This is a genomic window from Marinobacter albus (genome assembly GCF_030238305.1).
Taxonomy (GTDB): domain Bacteria; phylum Pseudomonadota; class Gammaproteobacteria; order Pseudomonadales; family Oleiphilaceae; genus Marinobacter; species Marinobacter albus.
In genome coordinates, this window is sequence record NZ_JASSQD010000001.1 from 1,245,146 (window position 1) to 1,268,362 (window position 23,217).

At 58.9% G+C, this 23,217-nt stretch carries 22 protein-coding genes; 11 read left to right on the forward strand and 11 right to left on the reverse strand.

The genetic code is table 11. The features are described 5' to 3' along the window. The first annotated feature begins 1 nt into the window (after nt 1). From hflC to QQF73_RS05880, 3 genes are all read left to right on the forward strand, one after another. Nucleotides 2-877 (forward strand): protease modulator HflC, encoded by an 876-nt coding sequence (gene hflC / locus QQF73_RS05870; protein WP_219866395.1) that lies wholly within the window; start codon nt 2-4, stop codon nt 875-877. A 178-nt stretch (nt 878-1,055) separates the two neighbouring features. Next, complete coding sequence (locus QQF73_RS05875) at nt 1,056-2,237, forward strand: ATP phosphoribosyltransferase regulatory subunit (protein ID WP_219866394.1); 1,182 nt, start codon at nt 1,056-1,058, stop codon at nt 2,235-2,237. An 83-nt stretch (nt 2,238-2,320) separates the two neighbouring features. Further along, entirely contained in the window at nt 2,321-3,616 is a 1,296-nt protein-coding gene (locus QQF73_RS05880) for an adenylosuccinate synthase (protein ID WP_219866393.1), read from the forward strand. Between the two features lie 54 nt (nt 3,617-3,670). Here QQF73_RS05880 and cmoB read toward each other — a convergent pair whose 3' ends face one another. The 5 genes from cmoB to QQF73_RS05905 are packed head-to-tail and all read right to left on the reverse strand — an operon-like array spanning nt 3,671 to nt 7,280. Beyond that, on the reverse strand, nt 3,671-4,663 hold the full coding sequence (cmoB, locus tag QQF73_RS05885) for a tRNA 5-methoxyuridine(34)/uridine 5-oxyacetic acid(34) synthase CmoB (protein WP_285367576.1): 993 nt from the start codon (nt 4,661-4,663) through the stop codon (nt 3,671-3,673). Between the two features lie 16 nt (nt 4,664-4,679). Next, a complete protein-coding gene (gene cmoA, locus QQF73_RS05890) occupies nt 4,680-5,435 on the reverse strand; it encodes a carboxy-S-adenosyl-L-methionine synthase CmoA (protein ID WP_219866391.1) in 756 nt (251 codons plus the stop codon). Further along, the gene (locus QQF73_RS05895; protein ID WP_219866390.1) at nt 5,428-5,793 is read right to left on the reverse strand and encodes a PA3694 family proteiin; all 366 of its coding nucleotides are present in this window, start codon (nt 5,791-5,793) and stop codon (nt 5,428-5,430) included. The genes cmoA and QQF73_RS05895 overlap by 8 nt, the downstream gene beginning before the upstream one ends. 33 nt (nt 5,794-5,826) lie before the next feature. Next, complete coding sequence (locus tag QQF73_RS05900; protein WP_219868046.1) at nt 5,827-6,843, reverse strand: serine/threonine protein kinase; 1,017 nt, start codon at nt 6,841-6,843, stop codon at nt 5,827-5,829. An 11-nt stretch (nt 6,844-6,854) separates the two neighbouring features. After that, nucleotides 6,855-7,280, reverse strand: coding sequence for a hypothetical protein (locus QQF73_RS05905; protein ID WP_228743319.1), 426 nt, complete (start codon nt 7,278-7,280; stop codon nt 6,855-6,857). Between the two features lie 156 nt (nt 7,281-7,436). On the opposite strand from QQF73_RS05905, the gene QQF73_RS05910 reads away from it, so the two are divergent. After that, nucleotides 7,437-8,546 carry an NAD(P)/FAD-dependent oxidoreductase gene (locus tag QQF73_RS05910; protein WP_285367578.1) on the forward strand — a complete coding sequence of 370 codons (1,110 nt, stop codon included), beginning with the start codon at nt 7,437-7,439 and terminating at the stop codon, nt 8,544-8,546. Here the strand turns inward: QQF73_RS05910 and QQF73_RS05915 are convergent. Next, nucleotides 8,543-9,163: a ComF family protein gene (locus QQF73_RS05915; RefSeq protein WP_285367580.1), complete on the reverse strand. Its 621-nt coding sequence runs from the start codon at nt 9,161-9,163 to the stop codon at nt 8,543-8,545. The two genes, QQF73_RS05910 and QQF73_RS05915, sit on opposite strands and share 4 nt — an antisense overlap. A gap of 164 nt (nt 9,164-9,327) precedes the next feature. On the opposite strand from QQF73_RS05915, the gene bioB reads away from it, so the two are divergent. From bioB to QQF73_RS05950, 7 genes are all read left to right on the forward strand, one after another. Further along, nucleotides 9,328-10,404 (forward strand): biotin synthase BioB, encoded by a 1,077-nt coding sequence (gene bioB / locus QQF73_RS05920; protein WP_219866388.1) that lies wholly within the window; start codon nt 9,328-9,330, stop codon nt 10,402-10,404. Nucleotides 10,405-10,424: 20 nt separating this feature from the next. Then, a complete protein-coding gene (bioF, locus tag QQF73_RS05925) occupies nt 10,425-11,600 on the forward strand; it encodes an 8-amino-7-oxononanoate synthase (protein WP_219866387.1) in 1,176 nt (391 codons plus the stop codon). Continuing rightward, a complete protein-coding gene (gene bioC, locus QQF73_RS05930) occupies nt 11,597-12,445 on the forward strand; it encodes a malonyl-ACP O-methyltransferase BioC (protein WP_219866386.1) in 849 nt (282 codons plus the stop codon). The genes bioF and bioC overlap by 4 nt, the downstream gene beginning before the upstream one ends. A gap of 37 nt (nt 12,446-12,482) precedes the next feature. Beyond that, a complete protein-coding gene (bioD, locus tag QQF73_RS05935) occupies nt 12,483-13,175 on the forward strand; it encodes a dethiobiotin synthase (RefSeq protein ID WP_219866385.1) in 693 nt (230 codons plus the stop codon). Between the two features lie 51 nt (nt 13,176-13,226). After that, nucleotides 13,227-13,472 (forward strand): flagellar biosynthesis protein FlgE, encoded by a 246-nt coding sequence (locus QQF73_RS05940; protein WP_219866384.1) that lies wholly within the window; start codon nt 13,227-13,229, stop codon nt 13,470-13,472. A 425-nt stretch (nt 13,473-13,897) separates the two neighbouring features. Continuing rightward, nucleotides 13,898-15,697 (forward strand): acyl-CoA dehydrogenase C-terminal domain-containing protein, encoded by a 1,800-nt coding sequence (locus QQF73_RS05945; protein WP_285367585.1) that lies wholly within the window; start codon nt 13,898-13,900, stop codon nt 15,695-15,697. A 211-nt stretch (nt 15,698-15,908) separates the two neighbouring features. Beyond that, on the forward strand, nt 15,909-17,705 hold the full coding sequence (locus tag QQF73_RS05950) for an acyl-CoA dehydrogenase C-terminal domain-containing protein (RefSeq protein ID WP_285367586.1): 1,797 nt from the start codon (nt 15,909-15,911) through the stop codon (nt 17,703-17,705). A gap of 77 nt (nt 17,706-17,782) precedes the next feature. On the opposite strand, the gene QQF73_RS05955 is transcribed toward QQF73_RS05950, so the two are convergent. The 5 genes from QQF73_RS05955 to leuS all read right to left on the reverse strand — a co-directional run bounded on the left by QQF73_RS05955 (nt 17,783) and on the right by leuS (nt 23,163). Further along, on the reverse strand, nt 17,783-18,418 hold the full coding sequence (locus QQF73_RS05955) for an endonuclease (protein ID WP_219866381.1): 636 nt from the start codon (nt 18,416-18,418) through the stop codon (nt 17,783-17,785). A gap of 192 nt (nt 18,419-18,610) precedes the next feature. Then, complete coding sequence (locus QQF73_RS05960; RefSeq protein ID WP_219866380.1) at nt 18,611-18,874, reverse strand: hypothetical protein; 264 nt, start codon at nt 18,872-18,874, stop codon at nt 18,611-18,613. 110 nt (nt 18,875-18,984) lie between these two features. Then, on the reverse strand, nt 18,985-19,992 hold the full coding sequence (holA, locus tag QQF73_RS05965) for a DNA polymerase III subunit delta (RefSeq protein ID WP_219866379.1): 1,008 nt from the start codon (nt 19,990-19,992) through the stop codon (nt 18,985-18,987). Further along, nucleotides 19,989-20,576 carry an LPS-assembly lipoprotein LptE gene (locus QQF73_RS05970; RefSeq protein ID WP_219866378.1) on the reverse strand — a complete coding sequence of 196 codons (588 nt, stop codon included), beginning with the start codon at nt 20,574-20,576 and terminating at the stop codon, nt 19,989-19,991. Before QQF73_RS05970 ends, holA begins: the two co-directional genes overlap by 4 nt. A 1-nt stretch (nt 20,577) precedes the next feature. Further along, entirely contained in the window at nt 20,578-23,163 is a 2,586-nt protein-coding gene (leuS, locus tag QQF73_RS05975) for a leucine--tRNA ligase (RefSeq protein WP_219866377.1), read from the reverse strand. Between the last annotated feature and the right edge of the window lie 54 nt (nt 23,164-23,217).

Genomic DNA, 23,217 nt, shown 5'->3' on the forward strand with positions numbered 1-23,217 from the left:
CATGGGACCTAAAGGTGTAGTGGGTCTTGCAGGCGCCCTCATTGTTGTCCTGCTCGTGCTGTCCAGCGTGTACATCATCCCGGAAACGCACCGGGGCGTTATGTTGCGCTTTGGTGAGTTGGTGGAAACCGACATTCAGGCCGGGATCCATTTCAAAGTGCCGGTCATTGATCAGGTCCGGGAATTCGATATCCGGGTGCTGACCATGGATCTTCCGTCCCGCCAGTACCTGACGGTCGAGAAGAAGCCGCTGGATGTGGATTCCTACATTGCCTGGAAAATCCGTGACGTTGACCAGTTCTATCGTGCCACCGGCGGCGACGAATACCGGGCACAGTCTCTGCTGCTGTCCCGGGTCGACAATGGCCTGCGTGACGAGTTTGGTATTCGTACCATGCACGAAGTGGTATCCGGGCAGCGCGATGAGCTGATGCACTCACTGCGTGACCGGGTGAACGAGACCTCCCTCAAAGAATTTGGCATTGAGGTGCTGGATGTGCGGGTGAAAGCGATCGAGTTTCCCGGTCAGGTCAGTGAGAACGTATACCGCCGTATGGCGACCGAGCGAGAGAAGCTGGCCCAGGAATTCCGCTCTCGGGGCCGTGAGTTGGCAGAAGGCATCCGTGCGGATGCCGATCGTCAGCGCACCGTAATCCTGGCTGAAGCGTTCGCAGAGTCTGAGGAGACCCGCGGTGAAGGCGATGGCCAGGCGGCTACGATCTATGCAGATGCCTATGGCTCAAATGCCGAGTTCTACAGCTTTTATCGCAGTCTGCAGGCGTATCGGAATACCTTCTCCAGCAAGGACGATATCATGGTCATTGACTCCGACAGTGACTTCATGAAATTCCTGAAGGATCCTCAGGGCGGTCGCTGAAGCTCCGCCTCCCGGATCGAAAAACCGGAATACCTCGGTATTCCGGTTTTTTTGTGCCGACCAACCGTGTAAAATTCCGACGGTTTTGTTTCCGGTTTTTGCCGCGGAATTCGCCATAAATCCTGTGTAAACCCCACGGCGCTCTCGCCGAAGCGGGCCTGACGGACAACGTAATCTCATGACAGTATCTGATCGCTGGTTACTGCCGGACGGGGTAGAGGACATTCTGCCGCCCCTGGCCGGACGGATCGAATCCCTGCGCCGGGATGTAATGGATACCTGCCAACGCTGGGGCTACCAGCTTGTAATCCCACCGCTGATTGAATATCTCGAGTCACTTTTCACCGGTACCGGGCACGATCTGGAGCTGCAGACCTTCAAGCTCACGGATCAGCTGACTGGCCGCATGATGGGGGTCCGGGCCGACATGACACCCCAGGCCGCCCGTATCGATGCGCATACGATGGGGCAGGAAGGCATTACCCGCCTTTGTTACGCCGGTCATGTCCTGCATACACGGCCCCGGCACATGCTGACTGGCAGGACGCCGATTCAGGCAGGGTGTGAGCTGTTCGGCAGCGAATCCGAAGCCGCCGATATGGAAGTGATCAGCCTGATGCTGGAGACTTTGCGAGTGTCCGGTCTGCCCCGTATTCATCTCGATCTGGCGCATGTTTCGATTTACCAGAGCCTTATCGGTGACGCCGACTTCAATCGCGACACTGAAGCGGCCATCTTCGATGCCATGGCCCGCAAATCGGTGCCGGAGCTGGACGAGCTGCTGGGGCATTGTCCGTCCGGATCTGCGGGCGCGCGGTTGCGCGAGCTGGCGCGAGTCAGTGGCGGTACGGAAGCGCTGATCGAAGCACGGCGGATTCTGGCGGGCGCCTCGCCAGAACTTGACGCGGCCCTGGAAAAACTCGGTCGCGTCTGTGACATGCTGGCGCGGGATTATCCGGAAGTAAGCGTGGGCTTCGATTTCTGTGAGCTGCGTGGGTATAACTACCACACCGGTCTGGTATTTGCCGCTTATGTACCCGGCCACGGGGATTCGGTGGCCAAGGGTGGTCGCTATGACGCCATCGGCAGTGATTTCGGCCGCGCTCGCCCGGCGACCGGGTTCAGTCTGGACATCCGCGCCCTGGTTTCTTTGGGAGAGCGGGTTCAGAAGCGGGTCGGCGCAATCTGGGCTCCGGCCGATGAAGATCCGGCGCTTGAAAGCGCTATTTCCGGTTTGAGATTGACCGAGACGGTTATTCGCGCGCTCCCGGACGATGCCGGAGCCGATCCGGCCGCCAAAGGCTGCGACCGGAAACTGGTTAAACGGGGCGGCCAGTGGGTCGTTGAGAAACTGGGCTGAGGCCTGTCGGGCGTCGGTGAACTCATTTACAGGTAAACTTGCGAACCGTCTGTCCTCTGGGACAGCCGCATTGAGAGAGAATCATGGGTAAAAACGTTGTTGTGCTGGGCACCCAGTGGGGTGATGAAGGCAAGGGTAAAATTGTTGACCTGCTGACTGATAAGGTCGCAGCCGTGGTCCGTTTTCAGGGCGGTCACAATGCCGGCCACACACTGGTGATTGATGGCAAGAAAACCGCGCTGCACCTGATTCCGTCCGGCATCCTGCGCCAGCACGTCTATTGCCTGATCGGTAATGGCGTTGTGCTGTCCCCGGAAGCGCTGCTGAAGGAAGTGCGTGAACTTGAAGCCAACGGGGTTGCCGTCCGCGACCGTCTGCGGATCAGCCTGGCCTGTCCAATTATCCTGCGCACGCACGTCCGTATCGATCAGGCCCGTGAGCGTGCCCGTGGCAATGACAAGATCGGAACCACTGGGCGCGGTATTGGTCCTGCATACGAGGACAAGGTTTCCCGCCGCGGGGTGCGTCTGGGCGACCTCTGCAATCCTGGCGATTTTGAGGCCAAGCTGCGGGAAATAATGTCCTACCACAACTTTGTCTTGACCGAGTACTTCAAGGAAGAGGCGGAAGATATCGACGCGGCTCTGGAAGAGCTCAAGCAGATGGCCGAGGAAATCCTGCCGATGGCGGCGGACGTGACCGACATGCTGCACGATTTCCGGAAGCGTGGCGAACACATCCTGTTCGAGGGGGCCCAAGGTTCCCTGCTGGATATTGATCTGGGCACCTATCCGTACGTCACTTCCTCAAATACCACGGCGGGCGGTACCGCTACGGGTTCCGGTTTCGGTCCCCTGTTTCTGGACTACGTCCTGGGTATCACCAAGGCCTACACGACCCGTGTCGGCTCCGGTCCTTTCCCGACCGAGCTGTTTGATGACATGGGCCAACACCTGGCGGTGAAGGGCAATGAAATCGGTACCACCACCGGTCGCTCGCGCCGTTGTGGCTGGTTTGATGCCGTGGCCCTGCGCCACGCAATCCAGATCAACAGTGTTTCCGGCATCTGTCTGACCAAGCTGGATGTTCTGGACGGACTGGAGACTGTGAAGGTGTGTGTGGGTTACAAGACACCGAATGGCGAGATCTTCCGCCCGCCCATCGGGTGCGACAGCTACAAGGACATCGAGCCGGTTTACGCCGAGCTTCCGGGTTGGAGCGATAGCACCGTGGGGCTGACCAGTGTCGAGCAGTTGCCTGAGAATGCCAAGGCCTACATCCGGTTCCTTGAGGAGCAGATTGAGGCACCGATCGATATCATCTCGACGGGGCCGGATCGGATCGAGACGATCACCCTGCGCCACCCGTTCGGTGAGTAATCGATAGAGCAGAATAGCCGCCCTGTGGGAAACTTCAGGGCGGTTTTTTTGTGCCTAGGGTTTCTCGGCGATGATGGTTGCCCGTTTGGGGCCCGGGTAGCCTTCGATTGTCCTGGACGGATCGGCCGGGTCCAGGAAGTCCTGAAGTGAATTGAAGCGCATCCAGTCGGTACTGCGTTGCTCATCGGTGGTGGTTTCAGTGACGTCCACGATCCGGGCGTTGCGGAAGCCCGTGCGGTCCAGCCACCGCAGCAGGGTATCGCAGCTGGGTAGGAACCAGACGTTACGCATCTTCCCATACCGGTCCTCCGGCATCAGCGTGAAGCCTTCCGGGCCGTCCACGACCAGCGTTTCCAGCACCAGTTCACCGCCGCGCCGGAGTGTGCCCTTGAGTTCGAGCAGATGATCCAGGGGGGAGCGGCGATGGTAAAGCACGCCCATCGATAAGGTGGTATCGAAGGCCTGCAGGTTGTCTGGCAAGTCCTCCATCCGCACCGGCAACAGGTCCACCGGCACATCACCTTGATAGCGTTTCACGCTGAGGAACTGAAACAGAAAGAGCAGACCCGGATCAATGCCGATAACGCGTTCTGCGCCCTCGCCGAGCATGCGCCAGCAGTGGTAGCCGGAGCCGCAACCGACGTCCAGAATGCGTCGGCCAGACAACTCAGACAGGTACGGCCGTACCCGGTCCCACTTCCAGTCAGATCGCCACTCGGTGTCAATGTAGGTTCCGAAGAAGTCGAAGGGCCCCTTACGCCAGGGCATCAGCCCACGGAGGGCGTTCTCCAGCCGTGTCTTCTGAAGGGCGGTCAGGCCATCCGGGGTACTCAGGGTGATGGCCGGGCGCTCAAGGTCTGTTTCAACCCCGCTAAGCTCAGGCAGTTCGTTCAGTGCCGCCAGCCAGCGGTCCAGGTCACCGTGCGGGGCGTCGTCAAAACGATGGGTAAGTTGACTGCGAAGGCGGTCGGCCCAGCGGGCCTGCCCGCTCTGCGCAAGCTCGGCGAGCAGTGGTTCAAAGTGTTTTTTCCAGTCGAAAGTTGCCATGATTCTCTGAATGTATTCAGCGGGCCTTGATTGCCAGCATGGAGACAAAATTGAAGCACTGGTACCAGACCAGAACCTGATCAAATCCCCCGGCCAGCAACCGTTCCTTGTGGTCGGCCAGGGTTTCGGGAATCAGTACCTGTTCGATGGCGGAGCGCTTTTGGCTGATTTCCAGGTCCGAGTAGCCGTTGGCCCGCTTGAACTCATGGTGCAGCCGGGTCTGGATATCCTGTTCCTCGTCGGACTCAAAACGGATTTTCTCAGATAGGATCAGCACCCCGCCCGGACGCGTGGCCTCGGCGATACGGGTGAGCAGGTCGGTTCGACGATCGGGCGGAACAAACTGGAGAGTGAAGTTCAGCGTGGTTACCGAGGCATCGCTGAGTTCGGTCTCAAGGATGTCCTCGCAGCGCAGGGTCACTGGCAGTGAGCTGTCATCCAGCGCGATGTAATGTTCGCAGCGCTCGATCATGGCGCTGGAGTTGTCGACTCCCACGAGTGCGCAGTCCGGGTGTGAAATGCCATGCCGCATCGCCAGAGTGGACGCGCCCAGGGAGCAGCCCAGGTCGTAGCAATGGGAGTCTGCCTGCGCGTATTGCTCGGTGATCACTTCGATCATGGGAATGATGGTGGTATACCCGGGGACCGAGCGGCGGATCATGTCCGGAAACACCCGCGCCACTGAAGCATCGAAGCGGAAATCCTCGGGTCGACGCTCGGTGGCGAAGAGCCGGTCTGTGATCTGCTCTGGCGGCTGCCCTGACTTAGCCATTGCTATCGACCTCCTCCGTATCGGGCACGGCGGGAGCGGTCGGCGCCGGTCGGCTGCAACGGACCCCGCGGTTTTTGTAGTCTACCAGGATGCCGCGAAACGAGGGGTCCGCGTCCGCCGCGATAGCCAGGAATCCGTTTTCACAGGCAGCGTGCAATTCGGAGGCTTTCGGTGACATCCGGAAGGGCTCTTCCGGGGTCACGTGAATGGCCTGGAAGTCACCGACAGGTACGTGGTCCTTGTTGTCCGAATGGTCAATCTTGCCGCTGGTTTCAAGCACCATGACTGTGGCGATCGCCGTGACAATGGCGGTGACAATCAGACTGCGTACGGTGAAACGGGCCTCATTCTGGCTCATGTCTACCTCATTTGGATGTGGTCGATGGGTTGATCAGTATTGCCCGGGAAGGGAGATCGAGGGTGCCTGCAGGGCGGCCAGCTGTTCTCTCAGAGACAGAATCTGATCGGACCAGAATCGTGGCTGGCCAAACCACGGAAAGAACCGGGGGAAGGCCGGGTCGTCCCAGCGTTTGGCCAGCCACGCACAGTGGGCAATCTGGCGGTAACAGCGCAGGGGTTCGATCAGGTGGCGTTCCCGGCGATTGAAGTCCCGGAACATCTCATAGCCCTCAAGCAGTTCGCCCAGTTGGGCTCCGCGCTCGGAATCCTCGCCATTGAGCAGTAGCCACATGTCCTGGACCGCAGGTCCCGTGCGGCAGTCGTCGAGGTCCACGAACAACATCTGTTCGTCCCGGCAGAGTATGTTGCCGGCATGACAGTCGCCGTGGAGTCTCAGGGTGGCGACCGGGCCGGCCTCGTCAATCCGGGCGCCGCAGGCCTGGATCAGGTCCGGAATCAGGCTGTCCCATGCAGGGCGAAGATCATCCGGAACCCAGTCGCCTTCGACCAGCAGCCGGTTTTTCCTTTCGATGCCGTCCAGAAGCGAGATGCCCGGCCTGTGCCTGAACGGCTTGCTTGCACCGATGTTATGCATCTGTCCGAGCCACTGGCCCAGCCGGTACAGGGTATCTGTTACGCTGACATCCGGCGCCTGACCGCCGCGCTGGGCAAACACCGCGAACAGGAAGTCGCCGTGTCGTCCGAGCGTATCGCCCGAGGGCATGGCCAATGGCGCAACCACGGGGATGTCGGCATTAACGAGTTCCAGCGTGAATTCATGCTCCTCACGGATCTCAGCTTCACTCCAGCGGCCGGGGCGGTAGAATTTGGCGATCACCGGTGCGCCTTCGTCCAGCCCGATCTGGTACACCCGGTTTTCATAACTGTTGAGGGAAAATAGCCGTCCACTGACCGCGAAGCCGGCCTCTTCCATGGCGTCCAGAATGATGTCGGGAGTCAGTGAGTCGTACGGATGGGGCGATGTGGCCAGTGGAGAGTCATGGGTCATATTGAAAGTGGTCAAAGCCCTGTGTCGTAGTTGGATTTCATTGCCTGGAGATGGTACCAGTTTTCGTCAAGTTCCCAGCGAATCCGGTCGATTCCAGACGCCCCCAGCACGATATCACCGGACCTTGCCTGGATATGGGCGAGTTCCCGTTCAGCCTTTTGCCACGAGCGATGACCGTCGCTCAGGTTGCGCATGTTTGGAAAAACCGTGCCCAGAGCTTCCTGTGTCGACGTTGTATGGGAGCGCAGCGAACTCATGATGGCTGTGCTGCCTTCCACACGCAGAACCCTGTGCTGATAGGGATAGCTGGCGACCTTTTCATCGGCTTTCAGGCGGTCGTTCAGACTGATAATTTCGAATCCGCGCCAGCCAAGCCAGCCAACAAACAGGGCGGCAACCACCATTACCAACGCAAACTGCTTCCTGTCAGACATCATCACCGGGCTCCATCCGCTGCGTCCAGAGCGTCAGTATAACCTGTATGGTGGTCCGCGTAATCAACGCGGAGGCCTCACGGCCGGGGATTTTCCGGAACAATTGCCCGATCGGTTATGCTTCGTTAAATCCAAAGCTGAATTCTGGAGAAACGTCGGGTGTCGCAGGAGTCCCTGGAAATACAAACGGTCGTCATCGGGGCCGGAGTGGTTGGTCTGGCCGTTGCCCGGTCGCTGGCACTGGCAGGGCATGAGGTCCTGGTTCTTGAAGCAGGTGACCGGTTTGGTGGCGGCATTTCGTCCCGCAACAGCGAGGTGATCCATGCCGGTATCTATTACCCGGAAGGCAGCTTAAAGGCCCGCCTGTGCGTGGAAGGACGCCAGCAGCTCTACCGGTACTGCGAGGAACACAAAATTGGGTATCGAAAGTGCGGGAAGTGGATCGTGGCGACATCGGATCGCCAGGCGGAAAGCCTGGATCTGATCCGGCATCGGGCCTCGCTTAATGGGGTAGCCCTGAACCTGGTGTCGGGAGCCGCGCTGGTTAGGAAGCTGCCAGACCTCACCGCATCTGCGGGACTCTGGTCTCCGGAAACCGGCATCGTCGACAGCCACGCTTTGATGCTGTCCCTGCTGGGGGCGTTTGAAGATGCCGGCGGCCGGCTGGTGTTGAGAGCCCCGGTGACGGCAGTGGAAACGTCAGGGCCTCGTCACCGCCTGCGCATTGGTGGCGACCTGCCTTTGGTTCTGGAAGCCCGCAATGTCGTCAACGCTGCCGGCCTGGGCGCTGCCGATCTGGCACGGGCATGGCTCGGGTTGCCGGCTTCCCAGAAGCCACGTCAGTGGCTGGCCCGGGGCGTTTACTTCAGTTACAGCGGTCGCCACCCCTTCGATAACCTGATTTACCCTGTTCCCGAACCCGGAGGTCTGGGGGTGCACCTCACGCTGGATCTTGCCGGACAGGCACGATTCGGACCCGATGTGGAATGGACTGAAAACGAGGATTATTCGGTCGATCCGGCGCGAGCCCGTCATTTCATAAGTAGCATCCGGAGCTGGTGGCCGGGCCTCGACGAGAGCCGGCTTCAGCCAGCGTACGCGGGCATTCGGCCAAAGCTGGCGGGGCCCGATGGCGGGGTTTGCGATTTCCGCATCGAGGGTCCGGAGGATCACGGGATCGATGGTGTCGTGAACCTGTTTGGCATTGAGTCTCCCGGGCTGACCTCCTGTCTCGCCATTGCCGATCGGGTGAAAGCGAAGCTGGTCTAGGCGGGCGTTCGCGCCAGGGCCCAGACCTGTATGTCCCTGGCTCCGTGTTCCCGCAGCAGTGATGCCAGTGTGCGTACAGTCGCACCGGTGGTTACAACGTCGTCTACGATGGCAATGTGCTCCGGTACCGGGCCACGGATCTCGAAAACCCCTCTAAGATTGTCCAGTCGTTCGTGGCGGTTCAGTTCCCGCTGGGCCCTGACGTTCTGTTTTCGTCGCACCAGGCCGGCGGCGACAGGGATGTCGAGTTGCCTGCCTATCTGTTCAGCGATTTCCTGGGCCTGATTGAAGCCGCGCTTGCGGCGCCGTTGCCGGTGCATGGGGGTTGGAATCAGCGCCTCGGGTTTGAGGTCGGGATTCTGCTTGAGCTGCTCGACAAGGTATCGCCCGAGGCCGGCAATCAGGGGGCGGGCGAACTGGCGCTGGCTGTTGTACTTGAAACGCCCAATCATCTTGTCGACCGGAAACTGGTATCGCCATGGAATCAGTGAGCGCCTGAAGGGCGGGGGAGAGGAGACGCAGTCTCCGCAGGTAGCGCCGCGGGCGGAGTGTGGAAGGGGCAGGGCGCAGGTCCGGCATTGCCACTGGTTGGCCGGCAGGTCATCGTGGCAGGCCATGCATAAGCCATTGAAAGCATTGCCCGAAAGGCATGCTACGCACAATCCGGCTGTCATTTCGCTGTTAACCTTTAGTTCCATTAAGGTTGACAGCCAGTTCAGGCCCTTTATCATCTGTTTCATCCGTAAACCCAGAGACCGGAAAAGGTTAACAGGACTCTCACATGACCGCTACAGCCACCTCCTCGGAAATTCGTCACGACTGGACGCTGCAGGAAGCACGCGATCTGTTCGCGCTGCCATTCAACGACCTCCTGTTTCGCGCCCAGAGTGTTCATCGTCAGCACTTTGATCCGAATGAAGTTCAGGTCAGTACCCTGCTCTCTATCAAAACTGGCGCCTGCCCGGAGGACTGCAAGTACTGCCCGCAGAGTGGCCACTACAACACCGGTCTCGAGAAGGAAAAGTTGCTGGAAATTGAGAAGGTGGTGGCTGAAGCCAAGGCCGCCAAGGGCAAGGGGGCTTCCCGCTTCTGCATGGGAGCTGCCTGGCGCAGCCCGTCCAAAAAGGATATGCCCTATGTCCTGGATATGGTGAAACAGGTGAAATCCCTGGGGCTGGAGACCTGCATGACCCTGGGCATGCTGGAGGAATACCAGGCGAAGGAACTGGCGGACGCCGGGCTGGATTATTACAACCACAACCTGGATACCTCTGAGAAATACTACAGCCACATCATCACCACCCGTACCTATCAGGACCGCCTGGATACCCTGGATAACGTACGCAAGGCGGGAATGAAGGTCTGCTGTGGCGGCATCATGGGTATGGGTGAGGACGATGACGACCGGGTCGGGTTGCTGATGCAGCTGGCAAACCTGCCACACCATCCGGAGAGTGTGCCTGTGAACATGCTGGTGAAGGTCAAGGGAACCCCCATGGAGGACGTGGAGGATCTTGATCCTTTTGATTTCGTTCGTATTATTGCGGTGGCTCGGATCATGATGCCGGCCTCCCACGTCCGGCTCTCTGCAGGCCGGGAGAACATGAACGAACAGATGCAGGCGCTGTGCTTCATGGCCGGTGCGAACTCCATTTTCTATGGCGAGAAGCTGCTGACCACTGCCAACCCAGAGGCTGACGCCGATATGGAGCTCTTCCGCCGTCTGGGGATCCGTCCGGAACAGCGTGAACAGTGCGCCTCCGAGGAGCAGGAAGAAGAGGCAATTGCCGAAGCGGTGGAGTATGAGGCGACCCGCCACATGTTCTATGACGCGACACGGGAATCCGCGGCGTCCTGACCGAATTCCGGGGTGATATTGTGCGTGACTTTGAAGGCGAGCTTGCTCAGAGGAAAACGGCGGGTCTCTATCGGACCCGTCGGCAGATCTCTGGCCCACAGCGGCCGGCGTTAACGTCCGATGGCAGGTCCCTGCTGTCCTTCTGTAGCAACGATTATCTTGGATTGGCCAACAATCCTGCCAACATCGACGCCCTCCGGGATGCGCTGCCCGAGACCGGTCTCGGTGGCGCGGCCTCGCACCTGATCTGTGGCCATCACGATGCTCACCACGAGCTGGAACAACGTCTTGCCAGCTTTACCGGGCGCAGCTCCGCGCTGTTCTTCTCCACGGGTTACATGGCCAATATGGGCGTGATTTCGGCGTTGGCCGGACGCGGCGATACGATCTTCTCCGATCGCCTCAATCATGCCTCCATCATTGATGGCTGCATTCTCAGTCGGGCCCGGGTAAGGCGGTACCCCCACGGCGATGTCGGCGAGCTGGAGGCAATGCTGGCGCAGACATCCGGGCACAAGCTGGTGGTAACCGATGGCGTATTCAGCATGGATGGCGATGTCGCTCCGCTGAAGGAATTGGCGAGGGTGTGCCGGGAGCATGACGCCCTGCTGGTTGTTGACGACGCCCACGGCATTGGTGTGCTCGGCCCCGAGGGGCGCGGCAGCATTGCCGCTCAGGGACTGTCCGAAGCTGACGTGCCCGTGCTTATTGGGACGCTGGGCAAGGCTGTGGGTACCAGTGGCGCTTTCGTGGCCGGGTCCCCGGTGCTGATGGATTACCTGGTTCAGAAGGCACGGACCTACATCTACACCACGGCCATGCCGCCGGCGATTGCGGTCGCGACCAGGGCCAGTATTGACCTGATCGAGAAAGATGATGAGCGCCGACAGCACCTTCAGGCGCTGGTCGATCGGTTTCGCACAGAGGCATGCGCCCTCGGGTATCAGTTGATGCCGTCCCAGACCCCCATTCAGCCCATCATGGTGGGCGATAACTGGACCGCGCTCGAACTGAGTCACGCTCTGGAAGAGCGGGGGCTGCTGGTAACGGCGATCCGGCCGCCCACGGTGCCGGAGGGAGAGGCACGGTTGCGGGTTACTTTCAGTGCTGCTCACAGCCAGTCGGATCTGGATCGCCTGCTGCAGGCCCTGGCAGAATGCCGCCATCTGCTGGCAAAGCAGGATGTAGCGGTATGACTGCTGCGGCCTGCCTTCATGCCGAGGCAACAGAACCTTACGCGCCGCCAGAAAAAGAGATTGCAGAAAAGTCCCTGATTTCAAAGCAATTCGGAAATGCCTGCGCCACCTACGAGAATGCCTCCCGGCTGCAGCGCCGGATGGGTGAGGTTATGTGCCATAAGCTCGAATCCGGCGAGAATAGCCTCCGTCCGCTCCGCGTCCTGGACCTTGGCTGCGGGACAGGCTGGTTCGCCCGCAGGTTGTCTCAGATGTGGCCATCAGCACGGGTGACGGGCGTGGATCTCTCGCCGGCTATGATCCGGAGAGCCAGCGAACAGAGCGATGCAGATATTGACTGGCTCGTCGCCGATGCTGAGGCTTTACCGCTGCCGGACTGCAGTTTTGATGTTGTTTTCAGCAACCTGATGATTCAGTGGTGTGCCGATCCGGGACCGGTGTTTGCCCAGTGCCGACGCCTGCTAAGGCCTGGCGGCAGACTGATGGTCTCGACCCTACTGGACGGGACGCTGCGGGAATTGGTGGGTGCCTGGGCTTCCGCCGATCCGGGGCGCCCCCACGTGAACCGTTTTGAGACTGAATCCTTCCTGCAGGCGCGGGTAGCGGGTGAGTTGCCCGGTGCCTCCGTCGAAACCCGGACCCTGCAGTTGCCCTATGCCTCGCCCGTCGCGCTGGCCGCTGAGCTAAAGCAGCTGGGGGCCGGCTTCAAGAGTGAAGGTCGCAGAAAGACCCTGACTGCGCCCGGTCGCGTACGCGCAATGTGCAGACAGTATCCGAGAGAGGCAGACGGCACCGTGATCGCAAGTTATGAGGCGGCGTGGGTGGACTGGGGTTCGGCGGACTAGCTATCTCACCACAACCCATTCAGGAAACACGGAAGGCATGGCCAAGAAATCCTATTTTGTTACAGGCACCGATACCGGGGTGGGCAAGACCATGATCTCGGCGGCGATCCTTGAGTTGGCAAAGGCAGAGGGCAAGCGCACTCTGGCCATGAAGCCGATAGCTTCCGGCTGCGAATCGACAGCCGACGGACTGCGCAATGAGGACGCGTTGGCCCTGCAGAACGCGATCACGGAGCCTCTGACTTACGATCAGATCAACCCGATTGCGCTGGAACCTGCCATTGCGCCTCACGTTGCCGCTGCGCAAGCGGGCAAAAATGTCACGGCGCAGCGCCTGATCGGCTTCTGCCGCGGGCTTCAGATTCGGCCGGCCGACCTGTTGCTGGTTGAGGGTGCTGGTGGCTGGCGGGTTCCCCTGAACGACCGCGAAACCTATTCGGCCATGCCCCGGGAACTGGGGATGCCAGTGATTCTGGTGGTCGCCCTGAAACTCGGATGTATCAATCATGCCTTGCTGACAGCGGAAGCCATCCGGGCTGACGGCCTGGAGGTCGCTGGTTGGGTCGCCAACCGTGTGGAACCGGAATCGATGGCCTCTGAGCAGGAGACGCTGAATTACCTTCTCACCCACATGAGGACGCCGTGCCTTGGTGTGTTGCCCTGGCAGGAAAGTGCCGACCCTGTTGCCCTGGCGAGTTATCTGAAAATCGACCAGTTGTTTGAAAATTGACCAGAAATGTGGCTTACTGGAGTCAATAATCGGTCATCGGAAGTATTGGTTATGTTGAACAACACGCTCGCCGTGGGCATTCAGGGTATTCAGGACGGCATGATGGGCATGGAGAGCGCCGCTCGCAAAATAGCGCGCGGTGGAGCTGATGGTCCCCAGGGGACCGCCCAGGGCGCCGGAAACCTGATTGAGCCGATCATTGACCTGAAGCTCTACGAGCGCAGTGTCGAAGCGTCTGCACAGGTTGTGAAAGCCGCAGACGAGACCCTGGGTACACTTCTGGATATCATGGCCTGAGTAGCGTTCGTGACTGCCATACCCCCCGAATATTCCCTCTTTTCCCGTGTCCGGTGTGGGCCCGATGCTGCCCAATAGGCGATAGGCCGGGAAGTTTTCATCGACGTGCCTCCGTTCAGGGGGATCCCCAAGCGAGCGTTGAGAAGATGTGGATTGTCAGAGCGTCCGCCTGAAATCCAGAACTCTTTCGTCCTGAAATTCCCCCGATTCGCAACTGCTTGTATTTGCTTGTTGGCGCCCCTGGGAGTCACACACGGCAACACAAATTTTTGTTCCGACTATTGACAATTCTGTGCCTGTAAACGTATGTTTCAAACAAGTGTTTAATTAAGGCCGCGGCGCAGCGCGCTGCGGTGTCTGAGCAAACCCAAGGCCAGAAGCTGTCAGACCAGATTCAGCTGAGACCGAAAACCGAGGTGGATTCCATGCCTGAATACAAAGCGCCCCTGCGTGACATCAAATTTGTAATGAACGAGCTGCTGGACAGTGAGCAGCACTACGCAAACCTTGAAGGTGCCGAAGACGCGACTCCGGACATGGTGGATGCCATTATCGGGGAAGGTGCCAAGTTCTGTGAGCAGGTTCTGTCTCCGCTGAACCAGGTGGGTGATAAAGAGGGTTGTACCTGGAGCGAGGACGGTGTGAAAACACCGACAGGCTTCAAGGAAGCCTATCAGCAGTATGTCGAGGGCGGCTGGCCGTCCATGACCGCAGACCCCAACTACGGCGGCCAGGGCCTGCCGCATTCGCTGGGCCTGGTCATGAGCGAAATGGTTGGTACTGCCAACTGGTCCTGGGGCATGTATCCTGGTCTGAGCCACGGTGCAACCAACACCATCGAGGCTCACGGAACCGAAGAACAGAAGCAGACCTACCTGACCAAGCTGATCAGTGGCGAGTGGACCGGCACCATGTGCCTGACCGAGCCGCACTGTGGTTCTGATCTGGGCACCCTCCGTTCCAAGGCCGAGCCGAATGCCGACGGCACCTACTCCATCACCGGCACCAAGATCTTCATCTCCGCCGGTGAGCACGACATGGCCGACAACATCGTCCACATCGTTCTGGCCCGCCTGCCGGGAGCTCCGGAAGGCACCAAGGGTATTTCCCTGTTTATCGTTCCCAAGAACCTCCCGAACGAGGACGGCTCCTCAGGCGAGCGCAACGCCGTTTCCTGTGGCTCCATTGAGCACAAGATGGGTATCCACGGCAATGCCACCTGCGTGATGAACTTTGACGGCGCCAAGGGCTGGTTGATCGGTCCGGAAAACAAGGGCCTGAACTGCATGTTCACGTTCATGAACACCGCCCGTATCGGTACCGCTATCCAGGGTCTGGGTGCCGCCGAACTCGGCTTCCAGGGTTCGCTGGCATACGCCAAGGAGCGTCTGGCCATGCGATCCCTGAGCGGCCCGAAGAATCCGGAGGGCATTGCCGATCCGATCATCGTGCACCCGGACGTTCGTCGTATGCTGCTGACCCAGAAAGCGGTTGCTGAAGGCGCCCGTGCGCTAATCTATCTGACAGCCCAGCAGGCTGACATTGTTCACAGCGGCAAGACCGAAGAAGATCGCAAAGCAGCCGATGAAGCATTGGGCTTCCTGACGCCGATCGCCAAGGCGTTCCTGACCGAGATCGGTTACGAAGCGGCCAACCTCGGCATGCAGGTGTTCGGTGGCCACGGCTTCATTTCCGAGTGGGGTATGGAGCAGAACGTACGCGATGCCCGAATCGGCATGATTTACGAAGGTACTACCGGTATCCAGGCACTGGATCTGCTGGGCCGTAAGGTTCTGATGACCCAGGGCGAGTCCCTCAAGGGCTTCACCAAGCAGGTACACGTGTTCTGCAAGGAAAACGCCGACAATGAGCAACTGAATGAATTCCTTGAGCCGCTGGCTGCAATGAACAAGGAGTGGGGCGACCTGACCATGAAGGTTGGTATGACCGCCATGAAGAACCGTGAAGAAGTGGGTGCTGCATCGGTAGACTACCTGATGTACTCCGGTTTCGCCGTGTTTGCCTACCTGTGGGCCCGGATGGCCAAGGTTGCACTGGACAAGATGGCGGACGGAACATCTGAAGAGATGTTCTACAATGCGAAGGTGCAGACTGCTCGCTTCTACTTCAAGCGCATGCTGCCTCGCGCCAAGGCACATGCTGAAAGCATGCTGGCAGGCGCAGACAGCCTGATGGACATGCCGGAGGAAGCCTTCGCCATCTGAGGCGCGGGCTCCTGAGGAAGTTCAGAAGCATACAGAAAGCCCGCACTCCCCGGAGGCGGGCTTTTTTCATGAGTTGAGTTCCGCTTTTGAGGTAGAATAGCGGCCCATAAAAATAATCTAGAGCGGACACATAGCCCGAACAGGCGAGTCTGGCCCCATCACGGCCGTTTTGCCGCCTGAACAGACTGACTGGAATTTTGGAGAGTTATAGATGGCCGATTATCAGGCACCGTTACGTGACATGCGTTTCGTGTTAAACGAAGTTTTTGATGCTCCCGCCCTTTGGGCTTCGCTGCCCAAGGTGGCCGAGAATGTGGATCCGGAAACAGCCGATGCCATTCTGGAAGAAGCCGGAAAAATCACCAGTGGTGTACTGGCACCGCTGAACCGCGAGGGTGATGAGCAGGGAAGCAAGTGGAACGAGGGTGAAGTCACCGTACCGGAGGGCTTCAAGGAGGCTTACCAGACCATCGTGGAAGGTGGCTGGAATGGCCTCGGTGGCAACCCCGAGTTTGGCGGCATGGGTATGCCCAAGACCCTGGTCGCCCAGTTTGAGGAAATGATGCAGGGCGCCAACATGGCGTTTGGCCTGGCGCCAATGTTGACTGCTGGTGCCTGTCTGGCGCTGGACGCCCACGGCAGCCAGGAGCTCAAGGAAAAGTACCTGCCAAACATGTATTCCGGGGTATGGTCCGGTGCCATGGACCTGACCGAGCCTCACGCCGGTACCGACCTGGGTATCATTCGCACCAAGGCTGAACCGAACGACGATGGCTCTTTCGACGTGACGGGCACCAAGATCTTTATCACTTGGGGCGAACACGACATGGCCGAGAACATTATCCACCTGGTTCTCGCCAAGCTCCCGGATGCTCCCAAGGGACCGAAGGGCATTTCCCTGTTCCTGGTTCCCAAGTTCATGGTCAATGATGACGGCTCGCTGGGTGAGCGCAACAGCTTCAGCTGTGGCTCCATCGAGAAGAAGATGGGCATCAAGGGTTCGGCTACCTGCGTGATGAATTTCGACGGCGCCAAGGGCTGGCTGGTTGGCGAGGAGAACAAAGGCCTCGCGGCAATGTTCACTATGATGAATTATGAGCGCCTGGGCGTTGGTATCCAGGGCATTGGTGCGGCAGAGGCTTCATTGCAGAGTGCCCGTGAGTACGCGCTGGATCGTATCCAGAGCCGTGCGCCAACTGGCGCCCAGCAGCCGGAAAAGGCCGCTGATCCGATTCTCGTACATCCAGATGTGCGCCGCATGCTGCTCACCATGAAAGGGTATGTCGAGGGTGGTCGCGCTTTTTCCACTTACGTTGCCCAATGGCTGGATATTTCCAAGTATGCGGATCCCAGTGAGGAAGAGCGCCGCAAGCACGCCGAAGGCATGGTTGCCTTGCTGACACCGGTTGCCAAGGCGTTCCTGACCGACCGTGGTCTGGATGCATGTATCATGGGCCAGCAAGTCTTCGGCGGCCATGGTTTCATCCGGGAGTGGGGGCAGGAGCAACTGGTTCGCGACTGCCGCATTACCCAGATCTACGAGGGAACCAACGGTATCCAGGCGCTGGATCTGATGGGGCGTAAAGTTGTCGGCAGCCAAGGCAAGTTGTACGAGTTGTTTGCCCAGGACGTTGCGGCGTTCATTGAGGAAAACAGCGCTGACGAGCATCTGCGTCCGTTCCTGGAACCCCTCGCTGCTGCGTTCGAGCGTCTTTCCGACGTTACCGAGCATGTCATCAAGCAGGCGGGGAATAACCCGGATGCTATCGGGGCCGCATCGGTGGATTATCTTGACCTGTTTGGGCTGACCGCGCTTGGCTACATGTGGGCCAAGATCGTGAAGGCGGCGGCACCTAAAGCAGAAGGTGACAGCTCTGGGTTCTACACGGGCAAGCTGAAAACCGCACGCTTTTATTATGACCGTTTGTTGCCCAAGACCGTTTCCCTCGCGGAGGGGATTCGCAGTGGCAGCGAATCCATGATGGCGTTGACAGCGGAAGAGTTCTGATTGCCGTGTAACGATTGCAGGACAAAAAAAAGCAGGCCCTCGGGCCTGCTTTTTTTATTCCGTAAACGGTGACGTGGTCAGAGCTGTTCCATTCTTTCCGGATGGGTAACAAACGGATTCTCGTTACCCTGTATTTCCGCAATGCGGCGATGCCGGGTCAGCTCGGTATCGTCCGGAGGGTCCATGCGATTCCAGCCCTGAAATACCGGTGTTGCACCAAGCCAGGGTAATCCGTAGGTATCCACCATGTAAGCAACGGAGCGTGCAATATCGCCTTTGACCCGTTCGGGTGGCTCAAAGAATCCGGCGCTTTCCCGGATGCCACACTCGTCCGCCTTCATCGTCTCCCCGAGGTTCTCATAGCGAACGTTACGGCGTTTCATCTCGGTTCGGTTTCGCACGGGAACCATGTTGTGAAGATCCGAGGCAATTTGCCGATAACGGTTGTCCTGCTCGCATTGCCGGGAGGTTCCACAGTCAAGGGCGCTACGGATGTCTGCCAGGGGATAGACATAACCGTCGGTCATGAGAAAGCCCTTGGTGGTAAACGCCTTGTCACAGAAAAAGGAGTTGCCACCGTTGGCATACAGGTTGCCCCAGAATTCGTTCTTGATCACGGTATCCGGGTCGCTGAAGCGGGTATTTTGTCCAATGACAATGCTGGCGGTAAACAGGATTGAGAGAGTTGTTATTGTAAGCAAAAAGTTTTTCATACGCCTTTTATACCTCGCAGTGTCTGTAAGCGCCCATGCAAAGCAGGCCGTGTTGTTACGTTGGCCTGCAATGACCAACTGGTCAAAAACATGACGCTCCGTTCACTAATACTGAGAAGTATGGCACAGAGGCTCTCTCCAAAAGAGCCTCTTTGGTTGAGATTTGTGGCGTTGTGTTAACGGGTTAACAGTTTATTTCAGTTTATTCCGAATGTTCTGATACCCGCTCTTCAGGTCTTCGCCGAGCTTATGGGCGGTCTGGCGTGCTTCCTGCGAGGCACTGTCTGCGTCGTGCAATACCTCGTCGACCTTGGTGCGGAATCGATCCCAGTCTTCCTCCAGGTCGTCCCACTCGTCTTTAACGTCTTCTTTGGCAAGATGCATTTGCACGCGGGCTTCGTCGCGATACTGTTTGATTTTCTCTGACAGCTTCTTGAATTCCTCTTGAAGATTCATATCAAGCACCTCCTTTGATTGACGGTCTGTCTAACATGCGCCGTGAGGTGAAAAACTGTCAAGTGGGTCGTACGCGCGCCTTGAACAACCTGCGGCGAGGTTGATCCAGGTCAGGTACGGCCAGCGAGGTGAACGGACAGGTTTCGCAAGTGGTGCCAGGGGGACAGGTCATCGAAGCCCTTGGCAGCGCGGTCGATCTGGCTGCACAGTTCAATGGCCTCGTGAAGCTGTTTGCGGTCCAGGCGCCGTGCCGCCTGTTCAATAACGCGGGCCCGCTGGGGCTGGAAGACGCCGCGTTTCTTCAGGAACGCCGAGGGGTTTTCGCCCTGAGCCGATGTTCCCTTGAGTTCGAGAATCAGGTTCAGGTCACGGGTGAGTACCGCAAGCAGGCCGAGAGGGTTCTCACCTTCCTGTTGCAGGATACCGATCATCTTGCCGGCATGGGGAGCCCGGCCGGCCAGTAACTCGGTTACCAGTTCGAAGCCGTTAAAGCGGGAGCTGTCTTGAACCGCCTGTTCCACCGTTTCTTCGTCGATGGTCGATCCGTTTCCCAGTAAAGACAGTCGATCAAGTTCCTGACTGGCGGCCAGCAAATTGCCCTCGAGGCGTTCTGCAAGAATGGCCAGGGCGCCCCGTGTGAGACTGAGGCCCCGACTTGAAGCCCGTTGTTGTAGCCAGCCCTGGAATTTGTCGGCATCCACCGGCCAGACGGGAACATGCACACCTTTATTCTGGAGTTCCTTGTACCATTTACGTCGCGTTTCCGCCGCGTCCAGCCGTGCACTGATCAGCAGCAGGACAATGTCTTCCGGTGGCTCCTTAAGCACCTGCTCAAGCACCGCCCTCCCGTCGCCCAGTTTTCCGGTCGGGAGGTGGATTTCGATGCGCCGCCTTTCCGCAAACAGGGACATGGCACTGAATTCGTCGGCCACGGAATTCCAGTCCAGCTGGTGGTCGGCATGGAACGTCAACCGGTCCTGAAAGCCGGCATCCCGCGCGGCTTTGCGTACCAGGTCGCAGCATTCCTGAACCAGCAGTGGTTCGTCTCCAGAGATCAGATAGACCGGCGACAGGCCTTTCTTCAGGAGTTGGGGGAGCTGGGCCGGTTGCGTCTTCATGGTGTCGAGGTGTCGCCGTCAGACTCGCTGGCCGTGGCCTGGTGCTGTTCACGAATGGTTTGGATGCGCGCTTCAGTCAGCGGAGCGAGGCGGAAAATCACTTGCTGAGCCAGACGATCACTGAGCTGCATCCGAAGCTCTTCTTCTTCACGCTGTTTGGCCAGGACATTGGTCTCGTCATACCGGTAGCTTTCGCTGGCGGTGAGGCGGGTGTCGCCGATCATGGGCACGCGGTCGGCACTGATCAGTTCGATGTTGACGGAATGGCGAAGCGTGTACTCTGCGGCCGCAGCCTGGACCGTGATGGCAGAAGCGCGTCGGTTTTCCTGGAAGCCACTGAGTTGCATGACATAGGCGGCGTCGGCGGCAGGGCTGAGCTCTACCTCACCCAGCTCCAGCTGATTGAGCACAGACTGACAGAGGGTGTCCGGTACATCGGTTGTGCACTCAACGGCCAGCGGCTGCAGGGCCGACGAGACCGGAGGTGCGCCGCGCAACTGAAATCCACAGCCGGTCAGCAAGGCCGCGAGCGCTGCGGCCATGATCGTAAGCGCTGTGGACTTCATTGCGGGGCAATGGGGCATATCAGTTGGCCACCACGTTAACGAGTTTGCCGGGCACAACGATAACCTTGCGCACAGTCGTGCCTTCGGTAAACCGCATGACGTTCTCGTTTTCCAGTGCCAGCTTCTCCAGATCGGCCTTGCTGATATCAGCCGGTACATCCTGTTTTGCCCGCACCTTGCCGTTGACCTGAAGAACAACCTGAATCTGGCTGCGAACCATCGCGTTTGGATCGGCCTCGGGCCACCGGGCATCCACCACCGGCTCCTCGTGACCCAGTGCCTGCCAGAGAGCGTGGCAAACGTGGGGAACGATGGGGGAGAGCACCAGAACTGCCGTATTCAGGGCTTCCTGTCGCACGGCCCGGCTCTGGTCCTGATCGTCGCTCAATCTGGCGACGTCATTCAGCAGTTCCATCACTGCCGCTATTGCGGTGTTGAAGGTGAGGCGACGGCTGACATCGTCACTCACCTTGGCAATGGTCTCGTGGGTTTTGCGGCGCAGATCTTTCTGGGCATCGTTCAACTCGGCCGCATTGAGAGTCGGGGCCGGGCCACCGGACGTATGTTCGCTCACCAGTCGCCACAAACGCTTGAGGAACCGGTGAGCGCCTTCAACGCCGCTGTCTGACCACTCCAGGGACTGCTCGGGAGGTGCCGCAAACATCATGAACAGGCGAACCGTATCGGCTCCGTGCTCATCAATGATGGCCTGAGGATCAATACCGTTATTCTTTGATTTCGACATCTTGGTGACGCCGCCAATTTCCACCGGTTGGCCATCTTCCTTGTGGAGCGCCCGAATCACCTGACCCTTGCCATCGCGCTCGACCGTCACGTCCGCCGGAGCAATCCAGGTCGTTTTGCCCGAATCATCAGTCCGGTAGTAAGTCTCGGCCAGGACCATGCCTTGGCACAGCAAGCGGTTGAACGGCTCCGAGCTGGTCACCAGGCCTACGTCCCGCAGCAGTTTGTGGAAGAAGCGGGCGTACAGCAGGTGCAGGATGGCGTGTTCGATGCCACCGATGTACTGGTCAACCGGCAACCAGTAATTGGCCGCAGCGGGATCCAGCATGCCCTTGTCGTAGTTGGGGCTGCAGAACCGGGCGTAGTACCACGATGACTCCATGAAGGTGTCAAAGGTGTCGGTTTCCAGTGTCGCCGGCTGGCCTTCAAAGGTGGTTTTGGCCCAGTTCGGGTCCGCCTTGATCGGCGACTGCACACCGTCCATTTCGACGTCTTCGGGCAGGGTGACCGGCAGCTGGTCGTCCGGTACCGGACGTTCGGTGCCGTCTTCCAGCGTCATCATCGGAATCGGCGCGCCCCAGTAGCGCTGACGGGAAACACCCCAATCCCGCAGGCGATAGTTCACCGTGCGCTTGCCAATGCCGTGTTCTTCGAGGTAATTGGCGATCTCGTGGAAGGCTTCCTCGCTGGTCAGGCCACTGTACTTGCCGGAGGAGACCAGGGTGCCTTTCTCGGTAAACGCCGCTTCCTGAACGTCAATCTCACGTCCATCCCGGGCCGCGATTACCTGCTTGATCGGCAGACGGTATTTCAGGGCAAACTCGTGGTCCCGCTCGTCGTGGCCCGGTACCGCCATCAGGGCGCCGGTGCCGTAATCAGTCAGCACAAAGTTGGCGATCCAGATCGGAATTTCTTCCTGGGTCAGCGGGTGAATGGCTTTGAACCCGGTGTCGATGCCTTTCTTTTCCATGGTCGCCAGTTCGGCTTCAGCAACCTTGCTTGTGCGGCACTCGTCGACAAACTCCGCGACATCCCGGTGGCGTTCCGCCGCAGCCTTGGCCAGCGGGTGTTCGGCAGCCACGGCCATGTAGCTGACGCCCATCAGGGTGTCCGGGCGAGTGGTGTATACCGTCATTCCCTCGTCACTGTCTTTCAGCGGGAACGTCAGTTCGGTGCCCACCGATTTGCCGATCCAGTTGCGTTGCATGGTTTTGACCTGTTCCGGCCAGTCTTCAAGCTGATCCAGGTCATTCAGAAGTTCTTCGGCGTAGTCGGTAATGCGGATGAACCACTGGGGAATTTTCTTCTGCTCGACCAGCGCACCGGAGCGCCAGCCACGGCCGTCCACGACCTGTTCATTGGCCAGTACCGTCTGGTCGACCGGGTCCCAGTTGACCGTGGACATTTTCTTGTAGACCAGTCCCTTCTCATACAGGCGTGCGAAGAACCACTGTTCCCAGCGGTAGTAATTCGGCTTGCAGGTGGCCAGTTCACGGTTCCAGTCGTAGCCAAAGCCCAGCTGTTTGAGCTGGTTTTTCATGTACTCGATATTGGCGTGGGTCCATTTCGCCGGGGCTGTCTTGTTGGCTATGGCGGCATTCTCGGCGGGCAGGCCGAAGGCGTCCCAGCCCATGGGCTGCATGACGTTCTTGCCCTGCATGCGCTGGTAGCGGGAGATCACGTCGCCGATGGTGTAGTTGCGAACGTGCCCCATATGCAGCTTGCCGCTGGGGTAGGGGAACATGGAAAGGCAGTAGTACTTGGGTTTGCCCGGTTCTTCCTTCACTTCGAAGGTCTTGTTCTCCTCCCAGAAGTTGCGGGCATTCTCTTCTACGTTGCGTGGATTGTATTGCTCGTCCATTCCTGCCATTACCAAAGTTACCCTGTATCAAAATGATGTTCGGAGCGGCCGGAC